We start from the raw sequence: 22,235 nt of genomic DNA, 5'->3' as shown, positions 1-22,235 counted from the left end.
GGTCGGGCACCGGGACCCGGCGCCGGCGTGTTCGGCCGAGCGGCCGGAGAACCGGGACGGGGCGGCATCGCGGCCGGACCCGGCCGCGGACCGGGACGGTTGCCCTCCGCCGGAGGCTCCCGGCGAACGGGGTTCTCCCGCTGCTGCTGGCGGGCGGCCTGCGCGGCCTTGACCGCGGCCTCCTGCTCAGCCTTCAGCGCGGCGGCACGCGCCTCGGCGGCCGCCACCTCGATGTCGTGGGCACTCGCCGGCTTGGCGACCGGGGCCGCCGACTGCGGCGCACCGGGCACCGGACCCTTGGGCTTCGGACCGGGTGCCGGCGCGGCCGGCCGCCGAGGCGGCATCGGCTTCGCCGAGACCCGGGGGGCACCCGGGGTCGGAGACGGCGTCGGGGTCGGCGTCGAAGCCGGCGTCGGCGCGGGCGCAGACGGGGCTGCCGGCGCCGGAGCACCGGAAGACGCGACGAAAGCGTTACGCAGCCGTCGGGCGACGGGCGCCTCGACCGTGCTGGACGCTGACTTGACGAACTCGCCCATTTCCTTCAGCTTGGCGAGAACGGTCTTACTCTCGACCCCGAGCTCTTTTGCAAGCTCGTGTACGCGGGCCTTGCCTGCCACTGCACTCCTCACTCCGAGGTCGTGCGGGCAGCACCCGCAGCGACCTCACTCGTGCACTTGAAGCCTGGTCATTTCAGGGACTTCATCGTGTGCTCATGTCGGTCGTCCTACCCTGCTAGCGACCCTCGCCCGGTCGGGCTGACCGGACGTAGTGGTTGGCGCATCGACGTGCTCTGCCAGCACACCGTGGTCGAGGACCTCGGTGATGCGCAGCGCTCGCCCGAAGGCGCGGCGCCGCACCGCCAGCGCGAAGCAGGCCGGATCCGGGTGCATGTTCGCTCCCCGACCCGGCAGCCTGCGGCGCGGATCAGGCCGGAGGCTGTGACCAGCCTCGTCCCCGATCGCGACGACCCGCAGCAATTCGCTGGCCGGCGCACGTTTCCGGCAGCCCACACAGGTGCGCTCCGGCTGCGCGCGTCGTACCACTGGAGGAAGTCTACCCCTAGCTGCCCGAGATCGCGCCGCCCGGCTCCGGCACGTGCTCCGCCGCCCCGCGTGCGGCGGGCGCGGTCTGCTCCGCGTCGGACCGGATGTCGATCCGCCAACCGGTCAACCGGGCAGCGAGTCGGGCATTCTGCCCCTCGCGGCCGATGGCGAGCGAGAGCTGGAAATCCGGGACGGTCACCCGGGCGGCCCGGCCGGCCAGGTCGACCACCTCGACGCGCAGCGCCTTGGCCGGCGACAACGCGTTGCCGACGAAGGTGGCCGGGTCGTCCGACCAGTCGATGATGTCGATCTTTTCACCGTGCAGCTCGCTCATCACCGCGCGCACCCGCTGGCCCATCGGACCGATGCAGGCGCCCTTGGCGTTCACCCCGGGGGTGGTGGAGCGGACGGCGATCTTCGTACGGTGACCTGCCTCACGGGCGATCGCGCCGATCTCGACAGTGCCGTCGGCGATCTCCGGGACCTCCAGCGCGAACAGCTTCTTGACCAGCGCCGGGTGCGACCGGGACAGGGTGATCTGCGGGCCACGCATGCCCTTGGCCACGTGCACCACCACGCACCGGACCCGCTCGCCGTGGGCGTACCGCTCGCCGGGCACCTGCTCGGACTGCGGCAGCACACCCTCCAGCTTGCCCAGGTCGACGCTGACGATGCCCTTCTCGGTACGGGTCTCGTGCGCCTGCACCACGCCGGTGATCAGGTCACCCTCGCGGCCCACGTACTCGCCGAAGTGCACCTCGTCGGTGGCCTCCCGCAGGCGCTGGAGGATCACCTGCTTGGCGGTCATCGCGGCGATCCGCCCGAAGTCGTGCGGCGTGTCGTCCCACTCGCGCACCAGGGAACCGTCGGCGTCCATCTCCTGGGCGTACACCAGGGCGGCGCCGGACTTGCGGTCGATCTCCACCCGGGCGTGCGGCTCGGCGCCGTCGGTGTGCCGGTAGGCGGTCAGCAACGCGGTCTCGATCGCCGCGAGAATCGTGTCGAACGGGATCTCCCGCTCGCGCTCGAGTGCGCGCAGCGCCGCGAGGTCGATGTTCACCTCTCCTCGTCCTCCACATCATCTTCGTCGTCGATGTCGTCTGAATCGTCGTTCTCGTCCGCGTCGTCCGCGTCGTCGAACTCGTCGGTGTCGTCCGGCTCGCCCAGCTCGGCGAGGCGGGTGAACTCGACCTGCACCCGGCCCGGACCCAACTGGGCGTACGCCCAGGAGTCGCGGCCGGCGTCGGTCTCCAACTGCACTGTCTCGTCGTCGGCCCCGACCACCCGGCCGGTCAGCTGGCGGTCCCCGGAGGGCTGCTCGCCGCGCTGGCCGGGCAGCGCGGCCGCGCCCCGGACGGTGACCTTGACCAGCCGGCCCACGTTGCGCCGCCAGTGCCGGGGCAGGGTGAGCGGCCGGTCCACACCCGGCGAGCTGACCTCGAGCTGGTATTCCCCGGCGAGAATGTCGCCGTCGGTCTCCTCGGCGGCGTCCAGCGCGGCCGAGACCGCACGGGAGACGACCGCGACCGCGTCCAGGTCGATGCCGCCGTCGGCGTCCACGATCACCCGCACCACGTGCCGGCGGCCGGCCCGGGAGACCGACAGGTCCTCCAGGTCGTAGCCCACGCCGTTGACCACCGGCTCGATCACGGTCCGCAACCGGGTGCGTCGTGCCGCGAGATCACCGCCGCCGCGCGGGGCGGCGGCGCGCGGAGTGGCGCCGTCGCGTGGTCCGCGGGAGCCCGCGCCGTCGCGGGGTCGACCCGTCGACCTGGTGGCACGGCCACGCTGCGTCATCTGCGCACCCTTTCCCTGGTCGACCGGGACCCTCGTCCCGCCATGCCGGCACGCCACCGGAGCGGACGCGCCGGTGGCTGCGCAGAGCGTAACGCGCCTGCCCGGCGGCGGACCGGGCGGCGCACCGACGGCGATGGCCCCCGGACCGGCGCGGATGGTGTTCACTTGCCCGGTGGGGATCGGCAGAACGACACCGCGCGACCAAGTATCCGGACATAACCGGCGAAAGCTGCTGCGCACCGGGGCACTGCTGGCGCTCGGCTGCGCAGCGGCGCCGCTGACCGGCTGTGATCTTTTCGACCGCGACGACGAGCCGGCGCCACCGCCGGACCCGCTGCGCCCGATGGTCGACGAGGCGCTGGGCCTGGCCGCCGCGTACCGGGCGGGCGCCGCCGCCCACCCGGACCTGGCCGACCGCCTCGGCCCCATCGCCGAGACACACACCGCGCACGCCACCGAGCTCGCCCGGGTCATCGGCGTCACTCTCGGGTCCGCGCCCGCCGCCGACCCGAGCGCCACCGCGGGGACCGAGCCGGCCGACGCGCTGGCCGCCCTGCGCGCGCGGGAGAAGACCGCACAACAGTCGGCCACCGCGGCCTGCGCGGCGGCGCCCGCCGAGCGGGCGGCGCTGCTCGGGTCGATCGCCGCCGCCCGGGCCACCCATCAGGAGGCACTGAAGTGAGGCAGCCCACCGCCGGGGAGGCCCTCGCCGCCGCCCTCTCCGCCGAGTACGCGGCGATCTACGCCTACGGGCGGATCGGCGTCCGCCTCACCGGGGCGGCACGCGACCTCGCACACCAGGCGGAGGCCGCGCACCGACGCCGGCGCGACGCCCTGGTGGTGCAGCTCAGCACCACCGGCGGCACCGTTCCGCCGGGCCGGGCCGGGTACGCGCTGCCGTTTCCCGTCACCGACCGGGCGAGCGCGTTGCGGCTCGCCGTCGAGGTGGAGGAGCGCACCGCGGCGCACTGGCGGGCCGCGTTGGCGTCCACCACCGGCCCGGACCGCGACCAGGCACTGGCCGCCCTCGTCGAGTACGCCGTACGGGCCACGCGGTGGCGAAAGACCGCAGGGGTGACCCCGCTGACTGTCGCATTTCCCGGCCGCCCGAGCTGAGCCGGTGCGCTCCGGTTGCGGAGCGCATACCAGGTATGCATACTCCGTTGCCATGTCCATCCGTCACGGGCTGCTCGCCCTTCTCGAACGCGGCCAGATGTACGGCTACCAGCTGCGCGCCGCGTTCGAGGAGTCGACCGGCTCGACCTGGCCGCTGAACATCGGGCAGGTCTACACCACGCTGTCCCGGCTGGAACGGGACGGTCTGGTGCGCCCGCTGCCGGAGAGCGAGGCCGGGCAGCGCCCGTACGAGATCACCGACGCCGGCCGGGCGGACCTCGCGCTGTGGTTCGCCACCCCGATCAGCCGTACCGACCGCCCCCGCGACGAGCTGGCGATCAAACTGGCCCTGGCGCTCACCACCCCCGGAGTGGACGTCCGCTCGGTGGTGCAGGCCCAGCGCAGCGCGACGATGCGCACGTTGCAGGAGTTGACCCGGTTGAAGTACGGCAGCGACCGCCCGGAGGACATGCCGTGGCGGCTGGTGCTGGACTCGATGGTGTTCCAGGCAGAGGCTGAGGTGCGGTGGCTGGACCACTGCGAGAGCAGCCTGGTCCGGCATCAGCCCAACGGGCCGACGACGCACCCGCCCCGGCCGCCCGACCCCGGGGCGACCGACGGCGCGCGGTGGGTCGACGAGGAGGCGCGACGGTGAGCGGAATGGACGACGCGGTGCTGGAGCTGCGCGCCGTCCACCGCACCCACGGCTCCGGTCCGGCGGCGGTCCACGCGCTGCGCGGTGTGAGCCTGGTCGTCCGGCCGGGCGAGCTGGTCGCCGTGATGGGTCCGTCCGGTTCGGGCAAGTCGACGCTGCTGGCTCTCGCCGGTGGGCTGGACCGACCGACCCGCGGCGACGTCCGGGTCGAGGGCCAGCCGCTCGGGGCGCTGGATCGCCGCGGGCTGGCCCAACTGCGCCGCCGTCGCATCGGTTACATCTTCCAGCAGCTCAACCTGCTGGGCAGCCTGAGCGCCCTGGAGAACGTCGCGCTCCCGCTGGAGCTCGACGGCGTCGGCGGCCGGCGGGCCCGCGCGGCGGCTCTGGCCGCGTTGACCGAGGTGGGCCTGCCGGCGCTGGGTGACCGCTTCCCGGACCAGCTCTCCGGTGGTCAGCAGCAGCGGGTGGCGATCGCCCGCGCGCTGGTCGGCGAGCGGCGGCTGGTGCTCGCCGACGAACCCACCGGGGCCCTGGACTCGCAGACCGGCGAGGCGGTGCTGCACCTGCTGCGCCGCCGGGTCGACACGGGCGCCGCCGGCATCCTCGTCACCCACGAAGCGCGTCACGCCGGCTGGGCCGACCGGGTGGTGTTCCTGCGCGACGGTGTTCTGGTCGACACGACGGCCCCGCTGGGCAGCGTCGAGCAACTGCTGTCCGGCAGCGACCGTTGACCCTGCGCCGGTCGCCGCTGGCACGCCGCCGCGCCGATCCGCCAGCGGTCGGTCCGGTGACACCGCCCGTGTCCGTCGGGCGGCGGAGGTGCGCCGAACTGACCGGCTCGTGGCGGGCCGCGCTGCGGATCGCCCGCCGGGAGTCGCGCCGGGCGCGTCGGCGTACCGCCCTGGTGCTCGCGATGATCGCCCTGCCGGTGCTCGTGCTGGCCTTCTTCGCCACGAGCTACGACATGTCCGAACTGACCCCGCAGGAGCGTCTCGACCGGCGCCTCGGCGTCGCCGACGCGGAGCTGCGGTGGGTCGCCGAGACGCCGCTCATCCAGGACGAGTGGGGCGACAGCTGGTATCCCCGGGACGGCACCCAGTCGGCGGTCGGCCGTCCGGCCACCGCCGCCGAGGTGACCGCGTTGCTCGGCTCCGGCAGCCGGGTCACCGAGGTCCGCGCCGGAGGGCCGGTGCAGGTGCGGGGCCCGAGAGGTGATGAGACCCTGGACGGGCGGGTGCTCGACCTCACCGACCCGCTGGCCCGGAGCCTGGTGCGGTTCCGGTCGGGGCGGGCGCCGCAGCAGCCCGGCGAGATCGCGGTGAGCCCGACGGCGCTGCGCCGCCTGGACGTACGCCTGGGCGACGCCGTGGCCACCGCCGACAGGACGAGGACGTACACGGTGGTCGGGGTGGTCGAGTTTCCCGACGACCTCGGCCCGGTGGTGGCGCTGCACCCGACGGCCGTCGGGCGGGCCGATCCGCAGTCGGACACCCGCTGGTTGGTCGACGTGCCCGGCGGCGTCGACACGGCGATGGTGTCGCGGCTCAACGACCACGGGGTGGTGGTCGTACCCCGCCACCTTCCGGCCTCGGCGATGTCGTCCCGCAGCTGGATCGGCTACGCCGACACCACCGACCTGAGCACCGGCGTGCTCATCGCCGGCCTGGGGCTGCTGGAGGTCGTACTGCTGGTCGGGCCGGCGTTCGCCGTGGGGGTCCGCCGTCGGCGCCGCGACCTGGCGCTTGTCGCGGTGGCCGGTGGGGACGCGGCCCAACTGCGTCGGGTCGTGCTCGCCGACGGCGTGGTGCTGGGCGTGCTGGGCGCCGCGACGGGGTTGCTGCTCGGTGTCGGCGCGGCGTTCGCCGGCCGTCCGCTCATGGAGCAGTACGTCTTCAGCGCCCGCTTCGGCGGGTACCGCTGCTGGCCTTCGGCCCTGGTCGTGCTCGGCGGGGTCGCGGTGCTGGCCGGGGTGCTGGCCGCGCTCGCGCCGGCCTGGACGGCGGCCCGGCAGGACGTCATCGCCGGGCTCGCCGGGCGACGTACCCCGCCGCCGCCCCGGGCCCGCGCCCTGGCCCTCGGGTTGACGCTTGTGGTCGGCGGGGCGGCGCTCGCGGCGTTCGGGGCCAGCCGGACGTCACCGGCGGTGATCCTGACCGGCCTGATCCTCGGCGAGCTGGGCCTGGTCTGTTGCACGCCCACCTTGATCGGCGTCCTCGCCCGGCTCGGCCGGCTGCTGCCGCTGGCGCCCCGCATCGCGCTGCGCGACGCCAGCCGCAACCGGGCCGCCGCGGCGCCGGCCATCTGCGCCGTGATGGCCGCGGTGGCCAGCAGCGTCGCGCTCGGCGGATACCTGACCAGCGACGGCGTCCGGGACGCCCGTGCCTACCGGCCGATGCTGCCCACCGGTCACGTGCGCATCAACCCCGAGGAGCCGCGCCGGCAGCCGGAGCCGACGTTGGCCCAGGTCGACGCCGTCGCACGGGCGCGGCTGGGCGCCACCGCCATCGCACCCGTACGCCTGCCGCTCTGCTCCTCGACCGACGACCCGGCGGACTACTGCTCCGTCGGGCCGGAAATCCCGCCGGAGCGCATCTGCCCCTTTCCCCCCGGTGACGGCCTGTCGGCGACGCAGCGTCGCCAGGCGCGGGCCGACCCGCGCTGCCAGGACCGTGCCGCCGACTACTTCGGCAACGGCGTCGAGACACTGGTGGACGACGGCAGCGCGCTGCCGCTACTCACCGGCGCCGACGCAGCGGCGACCTCCGCCGCCACCGCGGTGCTGCGCGCCGGAGGCGTGGTGGTGACCGACCCGCGCTACCTGCACGACGGCCGGGTGACGGTGCAGGTGAACGAGGTGCGGATCGGGCGGGACGAGGCGACCGCCCGGCAGGACCTGCCCGGCTACGTGTTGCCGCGGACGGTCGGCCTGCCCCGTCTCCTGCTGTCCGCGTCCGCCGCCCGGCAACTCGGTTTGAGCACTGTCGAGGCGGGCTGGGTGGTCGACACCCCGGCGCCGCCGAGCCAGCGCCGCCAGGATCGATTCGCCGACGACCTGCGGGCCTTCGGGACGTACTCCCTCCAGGTGGAGCATGGCGCCGCTCCGCGCGACGACTCTCCACTGCTGCTGCTGCTCGCCGCGGCGGCCGGACTGATCACGGTGGGCGCCGCCGGGATCGCCACGGCGCTCGCCGCCGCGGAGGGCCGCGCCGAGCTGTCCACCCTCGCCGCGGTCGGCGCCGCCCCTGCGGTACGCCGACTGCTGGCGATCTGTCAGGCCGGAGTGATCGCCGGTCTCGGCTCGGTGCTCGGCATCGTGGCCGGGCTCGGCACCGCGGCGATCGTGCTGTTCTCGGCCAACCGGGAGTACGCCACGGCCTGGCCGGTCCGGGAGCCGTACCCGTACCTGGTGCCGTGGCCGGCGCTGGGCGTGCTGGTGCTGGTGCCGGTGGTGGCGATGCTCGGCGCGGGCCTGTTCACCCGGTCGGGGCTGCCGATCGAACGTCGCCTGGACTGAACCGGGACCACCCCGGGGCCGTGGGACCGGAACCGGACCGTCCGGTGGTGTCGTCGGGGCGGGGCAGCCGGCAGACTGACCCCCGTGTCAGCGCTCGCAACCCTCACCCGTCGACTCGGCCACCACCGCTGGTTCGGGGCGGCCGCCCGCCTGCTGGTCCCCGCCGATCGCATCGTCGGCCGGCTCACCCGGGGCCGGGTGGTCGCGCTCGGCGTACTCCCGTCCCTTGTGATCACCACGACCGGTCGCCGCTCGGGCAAGCCGCGCAGCAATCCGCTGCTCTACGTGACCGACGGCGACGCGTACGTGGTGATCGGCTCCAACTGGGGGCAGACCCACCAGCCCGGTTGGGCGATGAACCTGCTCGCCGACCCGGCCGCCGAGGTGGACGTGAAGGGTCGCCGGCTCCCGGTGCGGGCCGAGTTGGCCACCGGGGACGAACGGGACCGGCTGTGGCAGCTGCTGGTCACCGAGTGGCCGGCGTACCGCACGTACGTCGAGCGGGCCGGCGGCCGGGAGATCCGCATCTTCCGGCTGGTGCCGACCGGGCGCGGCGTACCGGCCGACCCCCCGCCGGCTGGCTAGGCTGACGCCAGTCGCTTCAGGCGGAGGTTGACCCGTGAGCGCGAGGAGTGAGCCGGTCCTGCGAGCCCCGCAGCCGCGAACAAAGGCCCACCCGTGAGCGCGACGAGCGAGCGGTCGGGTGCCGACCGGGGCCTCGACGATCGACGGTGGACGGTGGCGGAGCGGGTCGCCGAGGTGATCCGGCGGCGGTTTCCGGCCGACGTGCTCGCGATCGGGGTCCACGGTCCCCTGGCGCACGGCGACGACGACGGTGGCGGGGACGGCGAGGTGGGGATGCTGGTGGTCACCTACCGGCCGGGCGCCGGGCCGCCGCCGGCGACCCGGCGGGTGGACGGTGTGCTTGTCGATCTGACCGTGGCCGCCGCCGATGACTATCTCGGGCAGGCCCGGGTGCTGTCCCCGTTGTGGCCGCTGACGGCCGACCGGTACGTCACCACCCGGTCCCTGTACGACCCGACGAGCTGGCTGCGGACGTTGCGGGACGAGCATCTCGGCCGGCTCGCCCGGGCCCGGCCGGCGGAGTTCAGCACCGCGGCGCGGCAGGCCTGGTACCGGGGCAGCGCCGCGCACTCGCGGGCCGCCCGGTTGGCCGAGTGGTACGAGACCGACCAGGCGTTGCTGATGCTCGGTGAGGCACGGTTGGCCGCGGCGACGGTGACCGGCCTGCTGGGCCGCACCTACTTTCGCGATCCGGGGGACGCGGTGCGGCGCACGGGGCTGGCCGGCGCGGACATGACGGAGGTCGGCGCGGTGCTGACGCGGCAGGCCGAGGAGTTGGCGGCGCGTGGCCGCCCGGTCGACGGCACCATCGACGAGCTGCTCACCGGTTGACCGGCGTCACAGCCCGCCCTGCACTCCGATCAGCGAGCCGACCAGGTAGGTGGCGCCCGCCGCGGCGGCCCCCAGCACCAGCTGGCGCAGGCCGCTCGTCCACCAGGGTCGGTTGGTGAACTTGGCCACCACGGCGCCGGCGGCGAACAGGCCGATCCCGCCGACCGCGAGCGCCAGCCAGAGGTCGGTGGCGCCCAGCAGGTACGGCAGCAGCGGGATCAGCGCCCCCACCGAGAAGAACAGGAACGAGGAGATCGCCGCCGCCCACGGGCTCGGCTGGTCGTCCGGGTCGACGCCCAACTCCTCGCGGACGTGCACCCGCAGCGCCTCCTCCGGGTCCCGCCGTACCGCCTCGGCGACCTGGGTGGCGAGGTCGCGGGGCAGGCCGCGGGCCACCCAGGCGTCGGCCAGCTCGCGGGCCTCCGCCTCCGGGTGCCGCTCCAGCTCGCGCCGCTCCTTGGCCACCTCGGCGGCGACCTGTTCGTTGGCCGAGCGCACGCTCGTGTACTCGCCGAGCCCCATCGAGATCGCACCGGCCACCAGGCCGGCGGACCCGGTCAGCACGATGCTGCGGGGTGACACGCCACCGCCGCCGACGCCGGCGATGAGGGCGATGTTGGTGACCAGCCCGTCCATCGCGCCGAAGACGGCCGGGCGCAGCCAGCCGCCGGAGACGTCCGCGTGGTGTGCCTCGCGCAGGGCCGCGGGGGTGTCGGTCACGACGCCTGCCCTTCGTTCGCGACTGCGGGACTTCGCTTCGCTGCGTTCCTCGCGCTCACGGGAGGGTCAGGATCTCGTGGCCGTCGTCGGTGACGACGATGGTGTGCTCGAACTGGGCGGTCCACCTGCGGTCCTTGGTGACCACCGTCCACCCGTCGTCCCACATGTCGTACTGGTAGGTGCCGAGGGTGATCATCGGCTCGATGGTGAAGGTCATCCCCGGCTCCATGATGTCCGTGGGGCGGGGGCTGTCGTAGTGCGGCACGTAGAGCCCGCTGTGGAAGGTCTCGCCGATCCCATGGCCGGTGAAGTCGCGGACCACGCCGTAGCCGAACCGCTTGGCGTACGACTCGATGACGCGGCCGATCACGTTGATCTGCCGACCCGGCTTGACCGCCCGGATGCCGCGCATCATGGCCTCGTGGGTGCGTTCGACGAGCAGCCGGGCCTCCTCGCTGACCTCACCGACGCAGAAGGTCGCGTCGGTGTCACCGTGCACCCCACCGATGTACGCGGTCACGTCGACGTTGATGATGTCGCCGTCGGTCAGGACGGTCGAGTCCGGGATGCCGTGGCAGATGACCTCGTTGACGCTGGTGCAGCAGGACTTGGGGTAGCCCCGGTAGCCGAGCGTCGACGGGTACGCGTCGTGGTCGCAGAGGAACTCGTGCACCAGACGGTCGATCTCGTCGGTGGTCACGCCGGGCTTGCAGTGCTCACCGGCGAGCTGGGTCGCCTGGGCGGCGAGCCGGCTGGCGAGTCGCATCTTCTCGATGGTCTCCGGTGTCTGCACGTGCGAGCCGCGCCACTGCTGCGGGCTCTTCTTACCCACGTACTCCGGGCGGGGAATGTGGGCGGGCACCTGTCGCATCGGGGAGAGCGTGCCTGGGGTCAGCGGCGGACGGACGGTCATGCCGCAAGCCTATCGCCGCAGGAGCTGGTGACCCGTGCCACGGCCGGTCACTCCCGGTTGTTGCCCTGCCAGGTCGGCTGTGCCATGGTGTCTGCGTGGATCAAGGGGGAGCACCACCCGTCTTCTCCGCCAGCGCGGAGATCGACGGAGAGCACCTCCGCGTGGTGGTGACCGGCGAGGTCGACATGGCGACCGCCGACACGATGCTCCAGACCGCCCTGCGCGAGCCCGCCCGCCGGATCACCCTCGATCTGCGGGCCGTGACCTTCTTCGACTCGGCGGCCATCCACGCAGTGGTCCGGCTCGCCCAGCAGTTCACCGGCACGCTCACCGTGCTGCCGTCCCGGCAGGTCCGCCGGGTGCTGGAGATCTCCGGCCTGGGCGACCAGAGCTGGCTCGACCCGGCCTGAGGCCGCCGACGCCCCGGCCGCCGGGTGCGCGGTCAACCCTGCAACTGCCGGCGCAGCGTCACCTCGGTGCCCTCGTCGGTACGCCGCACCATCAGGTCACCCAGCGCCTTGATCAGTGACAGGCCGCGCCCCCGGAATCCGGAGTCGGTCGACTCCCGCCACTGCCCGGTGTCGCGCACGGTGGCGATCACCGTCCGGTCCTCGATGGCCACCTCGACGCTGATCACCGCCTCGGCCGGCTGGACGGGGTGCTCGATGGCGTTCGCGGCGGCCTCCGAGACCGCCACGGTCAGGTCGAACAGGTCCGTCTCGCCGACGTTGTGCGCGACGAGGAAGTCCTCCAGGCGCTTGCGCAGGACGCTCAGCCGGGTCGGGTCCGCCGGCAGTCGCAACGCGAACCGGTTCAGCTCCGCCGCCTCCAGGGCGAGCACCGCCACGTCGTCGCGGCGCGGCCGTCCGGTGACCCGCTCGACCACCGTGTCGATCAGGTCCGCCACGTGCTCGCCGGGCGTGGCGGCGTCGGCGCGCAGCTGCGCCAGCGCGGCGTCGATACCGAGCTGACGGTCCTCGATCAGCCCGTCGGTGTAGAGCAGCAGCCGGCCGCCGGCGGGCAACTCCCCCTCGACGGTCCGGTATGTCGTGTCGGGCATGACACCGACCGGCGGGCCGAGCGCGCGGTCGTGCAGGAACGCCACGTCGTCTCCTCGGATCAGCAGGGGGGACGGGTGACCGGCGCTGGCGTAGCGCAGCCGGCCGGTGCGGGGGCTGAACAGCAGGCAGACCACTGTCGCGAACGAGCGCCCCTCGGTGGACCCGACAAGTCGGTTGAGGCGGCTCAGCGACTCACCCGGGTCGAAGCCCTCCAGCAGGTACGCCCGCAGCGCGTTGCGCAGCTGGCCCATCGCCGCGGCGGCCTGGACGCCCTTGCCGACCACGTCACCGATGACCAGCACCAGGTCGTCGCCGTCGAGCCTCATCGCGTCGTACCAGTCCCCACCGACCTCGACGTCGGCGCTGCCCGGCAGGTACCGGCTCGCGACCACCGCGCCCGGCAGCTGGGGCAGCGACCTCGGCAGCAGGCTGTGCTGCAACGTGGCGGCGATGCGGTGTTCGGCCTCGTAGAGCTGGGCGTTCTCCAGCCGGACCCCGACCAGCCGGGCCAGCTGGGTGAGCGCGGCCTCGTCGGCCTGCGCGTCGTCGCCGGCGGCCCGCCAGACCCGCAGCTCGCCGAGCTGCTCGCGGGTGGTGCCGGTCAGCGCGGCCACGAAGGACGGGTCGTTGGCGGTGACGCCACCGCCGTCGGCCTCGGCACGGGCATCGGCGGCGGTGACCACGACCCGGGCGGCCTCGGCGAGGCTGAGCGCGTGCCGGGCGGCGACGTGCAGGACATCGGTCGTGGAACGGGCGGTGTTGACCGCCACCGCCGCGTCGGCCAGCGCGCGGAGCCGGCGGATGATCTGCCGACGCAGTTGCCCCAGCTCGACGTTGGCCCGGACCCGGGCGATCAGCTCCTGCCCGGAGAACGGCTTGGTCAGGTAGTCGTCAGCGCCCACGGAGAGGCCTGCGACCGCCTCGGCGGACCCGGCGCGGGCGGAGAGCAACACGATCGGCACGTCCCGGGTGCGGGGGTCGTTGCGCAGCGCGCCGACCAGGCCGAACCCGTCCAGTCGGGGCATCATCACGTCGGTGAGCACGAGATCGAACCCGCCCTCCCGAGCCAGCGTCAGAGCCGCCAGACCGTCGCTCGCGGTGACCACCTCCCACGTCGGGGAGAGCAACCGGGTGACGTGCTCGCGCAGGTCGACGTTGTCGTCGACGACGAGGATCCGGCCGGCCGGGGCCGCGTCGGTCGGCTGACGGTCGGTCTGCCCGGGTGTGTCCTCGTCGGCCCACAGGGCCGTCTCCGCCACGTACAGCCGGGCCTGCTCGGGCTCGCCCGTGGGCAGGGGCGCGAACGGGGCGACCCGGTCGGCGGGCAGGTGCGCCGATCCGAACGGGACGGTCACCGTGAAGGTGCTGCCCTCGTCGATCTCGCTGGTCACACCGACGCCGCCGCCGTGCATCTCGACCAGTTCCCGGACCAGCGCGAGCCCGATCCCGGTGCCCTCATGCGTGCGGGCGCGCACGCCGGGCACCCGGTGGAAACGCTCGAAGACGTGCGGCAACTCGGCCGGCACGATGCCCACACCGGTGTCGGTGACCTCCAGGCGGGCAACGCCGTCCTCGGCGCGGACCCGCACCCGGATCTCGCCGTCGAAGGTGAACTTCACCGCGTTCGACACCAGGTTGAGGACGATCTTCTCCCACATGTCCCGGTCGATGAAGACCGGCGCCGGCAGCGGCGGGCAGTCCACCACCAGTCGCAGCCCGGCGCGCTCGGTGGCCGAGCGGAAGGTGCTGGCCAGCCGGGCGGTGTAGCCGGCCAGGTCGGTGGGCTGGTAGCGGGCGGCCAGGCGCCCGGATTCCAGTCGGGAGAAGTCGAGCACGGTGTTGACCAGCTTGAGCAGGCGCAACGCGTTGCGGTGCATCACCACGAGCCGGTCGGTGTAGGCGGCCGGCAGCTCCGGGTCGGCCAGCATGTCCTCCATCGGGCCGAGCACCAGGGTCAACGGCGTACGAAACTCGTGGCTGACGTTGGCGAAGAAGTTGGTCTTCGCCCGGTCCAAGGCGGCCAGCTCGGCGGCCCGGGCGCGCTCCTGCTCGTACGCCCGCTGGGTGCTCACCGCGCGGGAGATCTGCGCGGCCACCAGGTCGAGGAAGTCGCGGTACTCGTCGCCGAGCGGCAGCCGACGGTCGACGCCGGCGACCAGCGCGCCGACCGTCTCGTTGGCGGCCTTGACGGGCAGCACGAGCGCCACGTCGGCGGCGTCGGCCGGCGGCTGGGCGAGCAGACGGCTCACCTCGACGGTGGCGGGCGAGCCCTCGGCGACCAGCTCGGCGAACGTGTCGGGCGGGACTTTTACCGCGGCCGGGTCGACGCAGCTGGCGGCGGTCAGGGTGAACTGGCCGGTGGAGTCGGCCAGGTAGATCAGCGCGAACGGCACGTCGGCGGAGTGCCGGGCGAGCACGTCGGTGGCGGTCCGGCCCAGCTCGCCCGCGCTGATCACGTCGGCCAGCTCGGTGCCCAGCTCCGACAACGCCCGCAGCCGGCGTTCGCCGACCACCCGCCCGGTGGTCTCGTTGACGATGCAGTAGACGCCGCTGACCGAGCCGTCGACACCCCGGATCGGGTCGTACGAGACGTCGAAGTAGGTCTGCTCGACGAAACCGGAGCGGTCCAGCAGGAAGGGGTGGTCCTCGCCGCGGTAGGAGAGCCCGGTGCTCCGGACCCCGTCGAGCAGCGGGCCGAGGACGTCCCACGTCTCGGCCCAGTGGTGTCGGGCCGGCTGCCCGAGCACGTGCGGGTGCTTGCTGCCGATGGTCGGCCGGTAGGCGTCGTTGTAGAAGGCGAGCTGCTCGTCACCCCAGAACATGACGATCTGCGCGCTGGAGGAGAGCATCATGCCGATCGCATTGGAGAGCGCCCCCGGCCACCCGGACGGGCCGCCCAGGGGGTGGGTGGACCAGTCGAAGGCGCGGAGTCGCTCGCCCAGCTCACCGCCGCCCGCATACGCGGCGGCGAGCAGCGGGGGGATGTGGTGGACGTCCGCGAAGGAATGCCCCGCATCCGCGCCCCCCTGGGCCGAGCTCATGCTGCCTCCCCGCTTCGGCCGTACCCCGCAGCCGTTGATCTTCACGCGCCGTGCTCCGACTTGTACCCCGGCGGACCAGCAACGTAACGCATGACGACCCTTGGACGCTGGTTAGGAGTGCCGCACCCGTCACCGACCCGACAGCGCGGGGAAGGACGCGGGCCCGGGTGGCCGCCGGAAGCGCCCCTGACCTGTCAGAAGACCGGTAGTCCGTCGATGCTCGCGGCGTTCCTGGTGGCGCGATAGGTCACCAGATCATCGGCCGTACGGCGGGAGTGTGAGGTAAGCAACAGGTCACGCTCCGCGCGGTAGTCCATCAGCGGCACCGCATAGCCGCAGGAGTCACTGACCCGCTCGACCTCGACGGTGATCACGGCCCGCACGGCGTGCACGTCCGGCGGCGCGGGAAACTCGGCGAGCCGGTCCGCGTAGCCCGCCTCGGTCACGGCGACACTGCTGCCCCTGCCGTGCAGGCGCACGATCTTCGGCGGCCCGTCGAACGCGCAGAACATCAGCGTGATGCGGCCGTTGTCGCGCAGGTGGGCGATGGTCTCCGCGCCGCTGCCGTGGTAATCCAGGTAGGCCACCCGGTGCGGGCCGAGGATCACGAAGGTGCCGGTCATGCCCTTCGGCGAGACGTTGACGTGCCCCTCGGGCCCGGACGGCGCGGTGGCCACGAAGAAGACCGGCTGGGCCGCGATGAACTCCCCCAGACGACCGTCGATCTCCGGATAGACCTTGCCCATGCGGTGATCCTCCCATCGCAGCCACGCCCCGCCGGGGCGACCTGCGTCACACCGTCGTCGCCCCCGCCGCGTCCACGCCGTCGTGGCGGTCCCCGACCAGCGGGCCGGACGCTCGTTCGCCGGCCGCCCGGACCAGCGCCGTGATCGGGCGCGGGTCCGGCTCGTTCTCCGGATGCCACTGCACCCCGAGCACGAACGAACGCTCCTGGTCCTCAACCGCCTCGATCACGCCGTCCGCCGCCCAGCCGCTGACCGCGAGCCGCCCCGGGGTGGCGACGGCCTGATGGTGGTACGAGTTGACCCGGTCCACCCCGGCCAGCGTCCTCGCCGCCAGGCTTCCCGGCGCGAACCGCACCGGATGGGTGGCGTAGACCCCCGGAGCCGGACGGTGCGACTCCGAACCGAGGACGTCGGGGAGGTGCTGGTGCAGGGTTCCCCCGTACGCCACGGCGAGCAGCTGCATCCCCCGACAGACACCCAGCACGGGCAGATCGACGGCGAGCGCGGCCGTCAGCAGGGTCAGCTCACCGGCGTCCCGGTCCGGCCGGTCCTCGGTCCGCGGGTGCGGCTGCTGGCCGTACCGCCCCGGACCGACGTCGGCGCCCCCGGCCAACAGGAGCCCGTCGAGGACCGCCAGCACGTCGCCGTCGGAGTCGTCCGGTGGCAGCACCACCGCCCGGCCACCGGCGGCGGTCACCGCCCGCACGTACGCCTCGGGCACCAGCACCGCCCGCACCCCGCGCCACACAGCCCAGTCGGCGGGCTCGACGTACGCGCTGATCCCGATCAGCGGCCGTGTCATAGCGGTGTGACGTACGCGCCGGTGATCCCGCCGTCGACAACGAACTGCGCGGCGGTCATGAACGAGGCGTCGTCGCTGGCCAGGAACGCCACCGCGGCGGCGATCTCCTCCGGCTGCCCGAAGCGACCCATCGGCACGTGCACCAGTCGGCGGGCGGCCCGCTCCGGGTCGGCGGCGAACAACTCCAGCAGCAACGGGGTGGCCACCGGGCCGGGGCAGAGCGCGTTGACCCGGATGCCCTCGCGGGCGAACTGCACACCCAGCTCCCGGGTCATCGCCAGCACCCCGCCCTTGCTCGCCGTGTACGCGATCTGCGACGTCGCCGCGCCCATCAGCGCCACGAACGAGGCCGTGTTGATGATCGAGCCCTTGCCCTGGCGGCGCATGTGCGGGATCGCGTACTTGCAGCAGAGGTAGACGCTCGTGGTGTTGACCCGGAGCACCCGCTCCCAGGCGTCCAGGCCGGTGTCCAGGATGGAGTCGTCGTCCGGCGGGGAGATGCCGGCGTTGTTGAACGCGATGTCCACCCGGCCGTGCCGGTCGGCCACCCCGTCGAACAGGTCGCGGACCGCCGACTCGTCGGCCACGTCGGTGGCCACGAACTCGCCGCCGCACTCCTGCGCGGCCTTCTCGCCGGCCTCCGCGTCGATGTCCACGCAGACCACCCGCGCCCCCTCGGCGGCGAACCGCCGCACGGTGGCCAACCCGATGCCGCTGCCCGCTCCGGTGACCACTGCCACCCGGTCCTGCAACCGACCCTGCACTGGCCTCACTCCTCAGTCGCGATGAACACGTTCTTGACGTCCGTGAAGGAGTGCAGCGCGTCCGGGCCCAGCTCACGGCCGAGCCCGGAGCGCTTCATCCCACCGAACGGGGTCCAGTAGCGCACCGAGGAGTGCGAGTTGACGCTGAGGTTGCCCGCCTCGACGGCGCGGGCCATCCGCAGCGCGCGGCCCACGTCCCGGGTCCAGATCGAGCCGGAGAGGCCGTACTCGGTGTCGTTGGCGAGCCGGACCGCGTCGGCCTCGTCGTCGAACGGCAGCACCGACACCACCGGGCCGAAGATCTCCTCCCGCCAGTGCCGGTCGGCCGGCGAGTCGGCGAGCAGCACCGTCGGCGCGTGCCAGAAGCCGGGGCCGTCCGGGCGGGAGCCGGTGAAGGCGACAGTCGACCCGGCCACGTAGCTGGCTACCCGGTCCCGTTGGGCCGCGGAGATCAGCGGACCCATCTCGGCGGTGTCGCGGGACGGGTCCTCGACGCGTACCGCGCGTACCGCCGGTTCGAGGAGTTCCAGGAACCTGTCGTACACCTGGCGTTGGACCAGGATCCGCGACCGTGCGCAGCAGTCCTGGCCGGCGTTGTCGAAGACCGCGCCCGGCGCGGTCGCGGCGGCGCGTTCCAGGTCGGCGTCGGCGAACACGATGTTGGCGCTCTTGCCGCCCAACTCCAGGGTGAGTCGCTTCACCTGGGCGGCGCAGCCGGCCATGATGCGCGTGCCGACCTCGGTGGAGCCGGTGAAGCAGATCTTGCGGACCGCCGGGTGGCTGACGAACCGCTCCCCCACCACCGCGCCCTCACCGGGGACGACGGTGAACACGTCGTCGGGCAGGCCGGCCTCGCGGGCCAGCTCGGCCAGGCGCAGCGCGGTGAGCGGGGTCAGCTCGGCGGGTTTGAGCACCACTGTGTTGCCGGCGGCGAGTGCGGGGGCGAACCCCCAGGCGGCGATCGGCATCGGGAAGTTCCACGGCACGATCACCCCGACCACGCCGAGCGGTTCGTGGAAGGTGACGTCCAGGCCGCCGGGCACGGGTATCTGCCGTCCGGTCAACCGTTCGGGGGCTCCGGCGTAGTAGTCCAGCACGTCGCGGACGTTGCCGGCCTCCCAGCGGGCGTTGCCGACGGTGTGCCCGGAGTTGCGGACCTCCAGGGCGGCCAGCTCGTCCACGTGCGCGTCGACGACGGCGGCGAACCGCCGCAGCAACCGCCCCCGATCCCCCGCCCCGACGCCCCGCCACGTCTCGAACGCCCGAGCCGCCCGCGAGATCGCCGAGTCGACCTCAGCAAGGGACGACCCCGGAACCTCCTGAAACCCGACCCCAGAAGCCGGATCAACAACCACCGTCACGCCCCCACCGCCCCTCCTCGTCGATCATGGAGTTGTGGTGCCTCGCGAAAGCCGCAATCCACCGTGCTTCGGCCACCACAAGTCCATGATCGACGCGGGCAACGCGGCGCGGGCCCTCAGAGGCGTTCGAAGCCACGGGTCAGCTCCCAGTCGGTCACCGCGGCGTCGAAGGCCGTCAGCTCCACTCTCGCCTGGTTGGCGTAGTGGGCGACGACCTCGTCGCCGAACGCTTCCCGCGCCACAGTCGACGCCTCCCAGAGGGCCAGTGCGTCGCGCAGGGTGCTGGGGACCCGCTCGGCCTGCGGATCGTCGTACGCGTTGCCGGTGCACTCCTCGCCCAGCTCCAACTCCCGCTCGATGCCGTGCAGCGCGCCGGCGACCAGCCCGGCGATCGCCAGGTACGGGTTGACGTCGGCGCCGGGCACCCGGTTCTCCACCCGCATGCCCTGCCCGTGCCCCACCACCCGCAGGGCGCAGGTGCGGTTGTCGACGCCCCAGCGCAGGGCGGTCGGGGCGAACGAGCCCGGCTGGTAGCGCTTGTAGGAGTTGATGTTCGGGGCGAACAGCAGGCTGAACTCCCGCATGGTGGCGAGCAGCCCGGCGAGCACCCGCTGCCCGGTCGGCGACAGGTGCGCCGGCCCGTCTCCGAGCATCGCCGAGGCGCCCGTGCGGTCGCGCAGCGAGAAGTGGATGTGGCAGGAGTTGCCCTCCCGCTCGTTCGGCTTGGCCATGAAGGTGATCGACATGCCCTCCTGGGCGGCGATCTCCTTCGCGCCGTTCTTGTAGATCACGTGGTGGTCGGCGCAGGCGACCGCCTCGTCGTACCGGAAGGCGATCTCGTGCTGGCCGAGGTTGCACTCGCCCTTGGCGCTCTCCGGCGTCAGCCCGGCGCCGGCCATCTCGGTGCGGATCCGGCGCAGCAGCGGCTCCACCCGGGCTGTGCCGAGCAGCGAGTAGTCCACGTTGTACTGGTTGGCCGGGGTGAGGTCGCGGTAGCCGCGCCGCCAGGCGTCCTCGTACGAGTCGCGGAACAGCACGAACTCCAGCTCGGTGCCGGCGTACGCGGTCAGCCCGTGCTCGGCCAGCCGGTCCAGTTGCCGGCGCAGGATCTGCCGGGGCGAGGCGACCACGTCACCGGAGCCGTCCAGCCAGGTCAGGTCGGCCAGCAGCAGGGCGGAGCCGGGTTGCCAGGGCACCCGACGCAGGGTGGCGAAGTCCGGCACCATCGCGAAGTCGCCGTAACCGCGCTCCCAACTCGACATCGCGTACCCGTCGACGGTGTTCATGTCGACGTCCACGGCGAGCAGGTAGTTGCAGCCCTCGCTGCCGTTGGCCACCACCTGGTCGAGGAAGAACGGCGCGTGGAACCGCTTGCCCTGCAACCGGCCCTGCATGTCGACGAGGGCCAGCACCACCGTGTCGATCTCGCCCTCGGCGACGGCGACCCGCAGTTGTTCCAGCGTGAGCGGAGCTTTCGTCATTCGCGGGCCTCCATCACCAAGGTCTACTGGCAAACCGGATCACCGTCAATGCCCCCGGGGCCGAGGGCGGCAAACCCGGCGGGACGGCCGCGCGGAACGTCCCGCCGGGCGCGGGTCAGGCCGGGCCGTCGACCGGCGCCGGGTCGACCGCCGGTGCGGGTTCCTCGACGGTACGGACCGGGCCGGCGAACCACTTGCGGGCCGAGGCGTACCACCAGACGGCGACCACCAGCAGCACCCCGCCCACAGCGAGCGGCGCGTAGTTCACCGCCGACCAGGTGAAGTCGTCGTTGCCGGGCACGCCGGCCGGCACGATCGGTAGTACGAAGTACACGGCGATGACCGCGATCTCGATGACCGCGATCCAGCCGAGCAGCTTGTACTTCCGTCCCAGCGTCCACGGGCCGGGTACGAACCGGTCGCCGAGGCGCAGCCGCAGCGCGATCGGGATGAGGAACGACAGGTAGAGCCCGAGCACCGCGACGGAGACCACCGCGTAGAACGCGATCGGGATGCCGGTCGAGCTCTCGTAGAGCGCCGGCAGGGTCAGCACCAGACCGGCCACCGTGGCGCCGATGATGGCGTTGACCGGGGTGCCGTTGCGGTCGACAGTCGACCAGAGCCGCCATCCGGGCACCGCCCGGTCCCGACTGAACGCGTACGCCATGCGGCTCATCGAGGTCACGCAGCTCATGCCGCAGAAGAACTGTCCGATCGTCGAGATGATGATGACGATCTTGAAGAAGACCGGGGTCAGGGCGGATTCGAAGATGGCGCCGGAGAAGCCACCGGCGGCGTTGACCGCCTCGACGTCGGTGGCCGCGAACAGGAACGCCAGCAGCAGGATCCAGCCGCCGACCGCCGAATAGAAGATCGACTGCCAGAGCCCGCGCGCGGCGGCCTGCGAGGCGCCCCGGGTCTCCTCGGAGACGTGCGCGCAGGCGTCGAAGCCGGTGATCGTGTACTGGGTCAGCAGGAAGCCCAACGGCAGCACGTAGAACCAGAACGTCAGCCCGCCGGTGTCCCCGTCGCCGAAGCCCGAGTTGTTGAACCGCTCGGTGAACACGAACTGGAAGCTCTGGTGATCGTCCGGAACGAACACCAGGATGGCCACCACGACCGCCGCGCCGGCCACGTGCCACCAGACCGAGACGTTCTGGAGTACGTCGATGATCCGGTGCCCGAAGATGTTGATGAGGCCGTGCAGCGCCAGAATGATCACGAAGAGGACGAACGCCTGCCGCAGCGTCCCGGCCCAGCCGTCGAAGAGCGCCGACAGGGTGAGGTTGAGGAAGGTCGCGCAGCCGTAGTCGACCGAGGCGGTGACCGCGACCAGGCCGATGAGGTTCAACCAGCCGGTGAACCAGCCGTGCACCGGGCGGCCCATGGTCGCCGCCCACCAGTAGATCCCTCCAGCCGTGGGGTAGGCCGACACCAACTCGGCCATGCAGAACCCGATGATCAGGATGAATAGTGAGATCAGCGGCCAGCCCCAGGAGATGGCGACCGGCCCGCCGTTGTTCCACGCCTGGCCGAAGGTGGTGAAGCAGCCGGCCAGGATCGAGATGATGGAGAACGAGATGGCGAAGTTGGAGAACCCACTCCACTTTCGGCGCAACTCCTGCTTGTAGCCGAGTTCGGCGAGTCGTCGGGCGTCGTCGTCGATCGGTTGCTCTGCGGTCGGCACGGGCGTCGTGGCCACTGCACACCTCCCTGAGGTGGTTCCGCGAACGAGTGCGCAAAGTGTCGTCCCGCCGATCAAGACAGGTCAATACGATGCCGGTGGGAATCTCACCGCCGTACCG

The 22,235-nt window shown here is 72.8% G+C and carries 21 protein-coding genes; 8 read left to right on the top strand and 13 right to left on the bottom strand.

Annotated elements, in window-relative coordinates:
* The 4 genes from B0E54_RS15755 to rimP form a co-directional block, all read right to left on the bottom strand.
* On the bottom strand, positions 1-617 hold a 617-nt coding region (locus B0E54_RS15755; RefSeq protein ID WP_234584283.1), incomplete at its 3' end, for a translation initiation factor IF-2 N-terminal domain-containing protein.
* A gap of 93 nt (positions 618-710) precedes the next feature.
* A complete protein-coding gene (locus B0E54_RS15750; protein ID WP_234584282.1) occupies positions 711-1,043 on the bottom strand; it encodes a YlxR family protein in 333 nt (110 codons plus the stop codon).
* Between the two features lie 16 nt (positions 1,044-1,059).
* Entirely contained in the window at positions 1,060-2,103 is a 1,044-nt protein-coding gene (gene nusA / locus B0E54_RS15745; protein WP_234584281.1) for a transcription termination factor NusA, read from the bottom strand.
* Positions 2,100-2,840: a ribosome maturation factor RimP gene (rimP, locus tag B0E54_RS15740; RefSeq protein ID WP_234584280.1), complete on the bottom strand. Its 741-nt coding sequence runs from the start codon at positions 2,838-2,840 to the stop codon at positions 2,100-2,102. The genes nusA and rimP overlap by 4 nt, the downstream gene beginning before the upstream one ends.
* Positions 2,841-3,069: 229 nt before the next feature.
* On the opposite strand from rimP, the gene B0E54_RS15735 reads away from it, so the two are divergent.
* The 7 genes from B0E54_RS15735 to B0E54_RS15705 all read left to right on the top strand — a co-directional run bounded on the left by B0E54_RS15735 (position 3,070) and on the right by B0E54_RS15705 (position 9,541).
* Positions 3,070-3,522 (top strand): hypothetical protein, encoded by a 453-nt coding sequence (locus tag B0E54_RS15735; RefSeq protein WP_234584288.1) that lies wholly within the window; start codon positions 3,070-3,072, stop codon positions 3,520-3,522.
* Positions 3,519-3,956 (top strand): ferritin-like domain-containing protein, encoded by a 438-nt coding sequence (locus B0E54_RS15730; RefSeq protein ID WP_234584279.1) that lies wholly within the window; start codon positions 3,519-3,521, stop codon positions 3,954-3,956. The genes B0E54_RS15735 and B0E54_RS15730 overlap by 4 nt, the downstream gene beginning before the upstream one ends.
* Positions 3,957-4,008: 52 nt before the next feature.
* A complete protein-coding gene (locus B0E54_RS15725) occupies positions 4,009-4,611 on the top strand; it encodes a PadR family transcriptional regulator (protein WP_234584278.1) in 603 nt (200 codons plus the stop codon).
* A gap of 5 nt (positions 4,612-4,616) precedes the next feature.
* The gene (locus B0E54_RS15720) at positions 4,617-5,342 is read left to right on the top strand and encodes an ABC transporter ATP-binding protein (RefSeq protein WP_234584287.1); all 726 of its coding nucleotides are present in this window, start codon (positions 4,617-4,619) and stop codon (positions 5,340-5,342) included.
* 56 nt (positions 5,343-5,398) lie between these two features.
* Entirely contained in the window at positions 5,399-8,125 is a 2,727-nt protein-coding gene (locus B0E54_RS15715) for an FtsX-like permease family protein (RefSeq protein ID WP_234584277.1), read from the top strand.
* A gap of 84 nt (positions 8,126-8,209) precedes the next feature.
* Positions 8,210-8,710: a nitroreductase/quinone reductase family protein gene (locus tag B0E54_RS15710; RefSeq protein WP_234584276.1), complete on the top strand. Its 501-nt coding sequence runs from the start codon at positions 8,210-8,212 to the stop codon at positions 8,708-8,710.
* A gap of 93 nt (positions 8,711-8,803) precedes the next feature.
* Positions 8,804-9,541, top strand: a complete 738-nt coding sequence (locus B0E54_RS15705; RefSeq protein WP_234584275.1) for a nucleotidyltransferase domain-containing protein — start codon at positions 8,804-8,806, stop codon at positions 9,539-9,541.
* 6 nt (positions 9,542-9,547) lie between these two features.
* Here the strand turns inward: B0E54_RS15705 and B0E54_RS15700 are convergent, their stop codons facing one another.
* Together B0E54_RS15700 and map are read right to left on the bottom strand one after the other, a co-directional pair.
* On the bottom strand, positions 9,548-10,261 hold the full coding sequence (locus tag B0E54_RS15700; RefSeq protein ID WP_234584274.1) for a VIT1/CCC1 transporter family protein: 714 nt from the start codon (positions 10,259-10,261) through the stop codon (positions 9,548-9,550).
* 55 nt (positions 10,262-10,316) lie between these two features.
* A complete protein-coding gene (map, locus tag B0E54_RS15695) occupies positions 10,317-11,174 on the bottom strand; it encodes a type I methionyl aminopeptidase (RefSeq protein WP_234584273.1) in 858 nt (285 codons plus the stop codon).
* A gap of 95 nt (positions 11,175-11,269) precedes the next feature.
* On the opposite strand from map, the gene B0E54_RS15690 reads away from it, so the two are divergent.
* Positions 11,270-11,584: an STAS domain-containing protein gene (locus B0E54_RS15690; protein WP_234584272.1), complete on the top strand. Its 315-nt coding sequence runs from the start codon at positions 11,270-11,272 to the stop codon at positions 11,582-11,584.
* Between the two features lie 32 nt (positions 11,585-11,616).
* Here the strand turns inward: B0E54_RS15690 and B0E54_RS15685 are convergent, their stop codons facing one another.
* The 7 genes from B0E54_RS15685 to B0E54_RS15655 all read right to left on the bottom strand — a co-directional run bounded on the left by B0E54_RS15685 (position 11,617) and on the right by B0E54_RS15655 (position 22,132).
* Complete coding sequence (locus tag B0E54_RS15685) at positions 11,617-15,276, bottom strand: SpoIIE family protein phosphatase (RefSeq protein ID WP_234584271.1); 3,660 nt, start codon at positions 15,274-15,276, stop codon at positions 11,617-11,619.
* Positions 15,277-15,470: 194 nt separating this feature from the next.
* Positions 15,471-16,022: a pyridoxamine 5'-phosphate oxidase family protein gene (locus B0E54_RS15680; RefSeq protein WP_234584270.1), complete on the bottom strand. Its 552-nt coding sequence runs from the start codon at positions 16,020-16,022 to the stop codon at positions 15,471-15,473.
* 46 nt (positions 16,023-16,068) lie between these two features.
* A complete protein-coding gene (locus B0E54_RS15675; RefSeq protein WP_234584269.1) occupies positions 16,069-16,824 on the bottom strand; it encodes a gamma-glutamyl-gamma-aminobutyrate hydrolase family protein in 756 nt (251 codons plus the stop codon).
* Positions 16,821-17,588, bottom strand: coding sequence for a 3-oxoacyl-ACP reductase (locus B0E54_RS15670; RefSeq protein ID WP_234584268.1), 768 nt, complete (start codon positions 17,586-17,588; stop codon positions 16,821-16,823). Before B0E54_RS15670 ends, B0E54_RS15675 begins: the two co-directional genes overlap by 4 nt.
* 5 nt (positions 17,589-17,593) lie before the next feature.
* A complete protein-coding gene (locus tag B0E54_RS15665; RefSeq protein WP_234584267.1) occupies positions 17,594-18,949 on the bottom strand; it encodes an aldehyde dehydrogenase in 1,356 nt (451 codons plus the stop codon).
* A 116-nt stretch (positions 18,950-19,065) separates the two neighbouring features.
* A complete protein-coding gene (locus B0E54_RS15660; RefSeq protein WP_234584266.1) occupies positions 19,066-20,430 on the bottom strand; it encodes a glutamine synthetase family protein in 1,365 nt (454 codons plus the stop codon).
* Positions 20,431-20,545: 115 nt separating this feature from the next.
* A complete protein-coding gene (locus B0E54_RS15655) occupies positions 20,546-22,132 on the bottom strand; it encodes an amino acid permease (protein ID WP_234584265.1) in 1,587 nt (528 codons plus the stop codon).
* Positions 22,133-22,235 lie beyond the last annotated feature (103 nt).

It is taken from the genome of Micromonospora sp. MH99, from assembly GCF_021442385.1.
In the GTDB taxonomy this organism is placed as follows: Bacteria; Actinomycetota; Actinomycetes; order Mycobacteriales; family Micromonosporaceae; genus Micromonospora.
Note: the sequence above shows the minus strand (reverse complement) of the source record. Positions and strands in the feature narration are given on the sequence as shown.

Bases quoted from the DNA above. Each gene is read 5' to 3' on its own strand.
- B0E54_RS15720 (WP_234584287.1), top strand. From the start codon at position 4,617: ATGGACGACGCGGTGCTGGAGCTGCGCGCCGTCCACCGCACCCACGGC.
- rimP (WP_234584280.1), bottom strand. From the start codon at position 2,840: ATGACGCAGCGTGGCCGTGCCACCAGGTCGACGGGTCGACCCCGCGAC.
- B0E54_RS15680 (WP_234584270.1), bottom strand. From the start codon at position 16,022: ATGGGCAAGGTCTATCCGGAGATCGACGGTCGTCTGGGGGAGTTCATC.
- B0E54_RS15675 (WP_234584269.1), bottom strand. From the start codon at position 16,824: ATGACACGGCCGCTGATCGGGATCAGCGCGTACGTCGAGCCCGCCGAC.
- B0E54_RS15660 (WP_234584266.1), bottom strand. From the start codon at position 20,430: ATGACGAAAGCTCCGCTCACGCTGGAACAACTGCGGGTCGCCGTCGCC.
- map (WP_234584273.1), bottom strand. From the start codon at position 11,174: ATGACCGTCCGTCCGCCGCTGACCCCAGGCACGCTCTCCCCGATGCGA.
- B0E54_RS15685 (WP_234584271.1), bottom strand. From the start codon at position 15,276: ATGAGCTCGGCCCAGGGGGGCGCGGATGCGGGGCATTCCTTCGCGGAC.
- B0E54_RS15725 (WP_234584278.1), top strand. From the start codon at position 4,009: ATGTCCATCCGTCACGGGCTGCTCGCCCTTCTCGAACGCGGCCAGATG.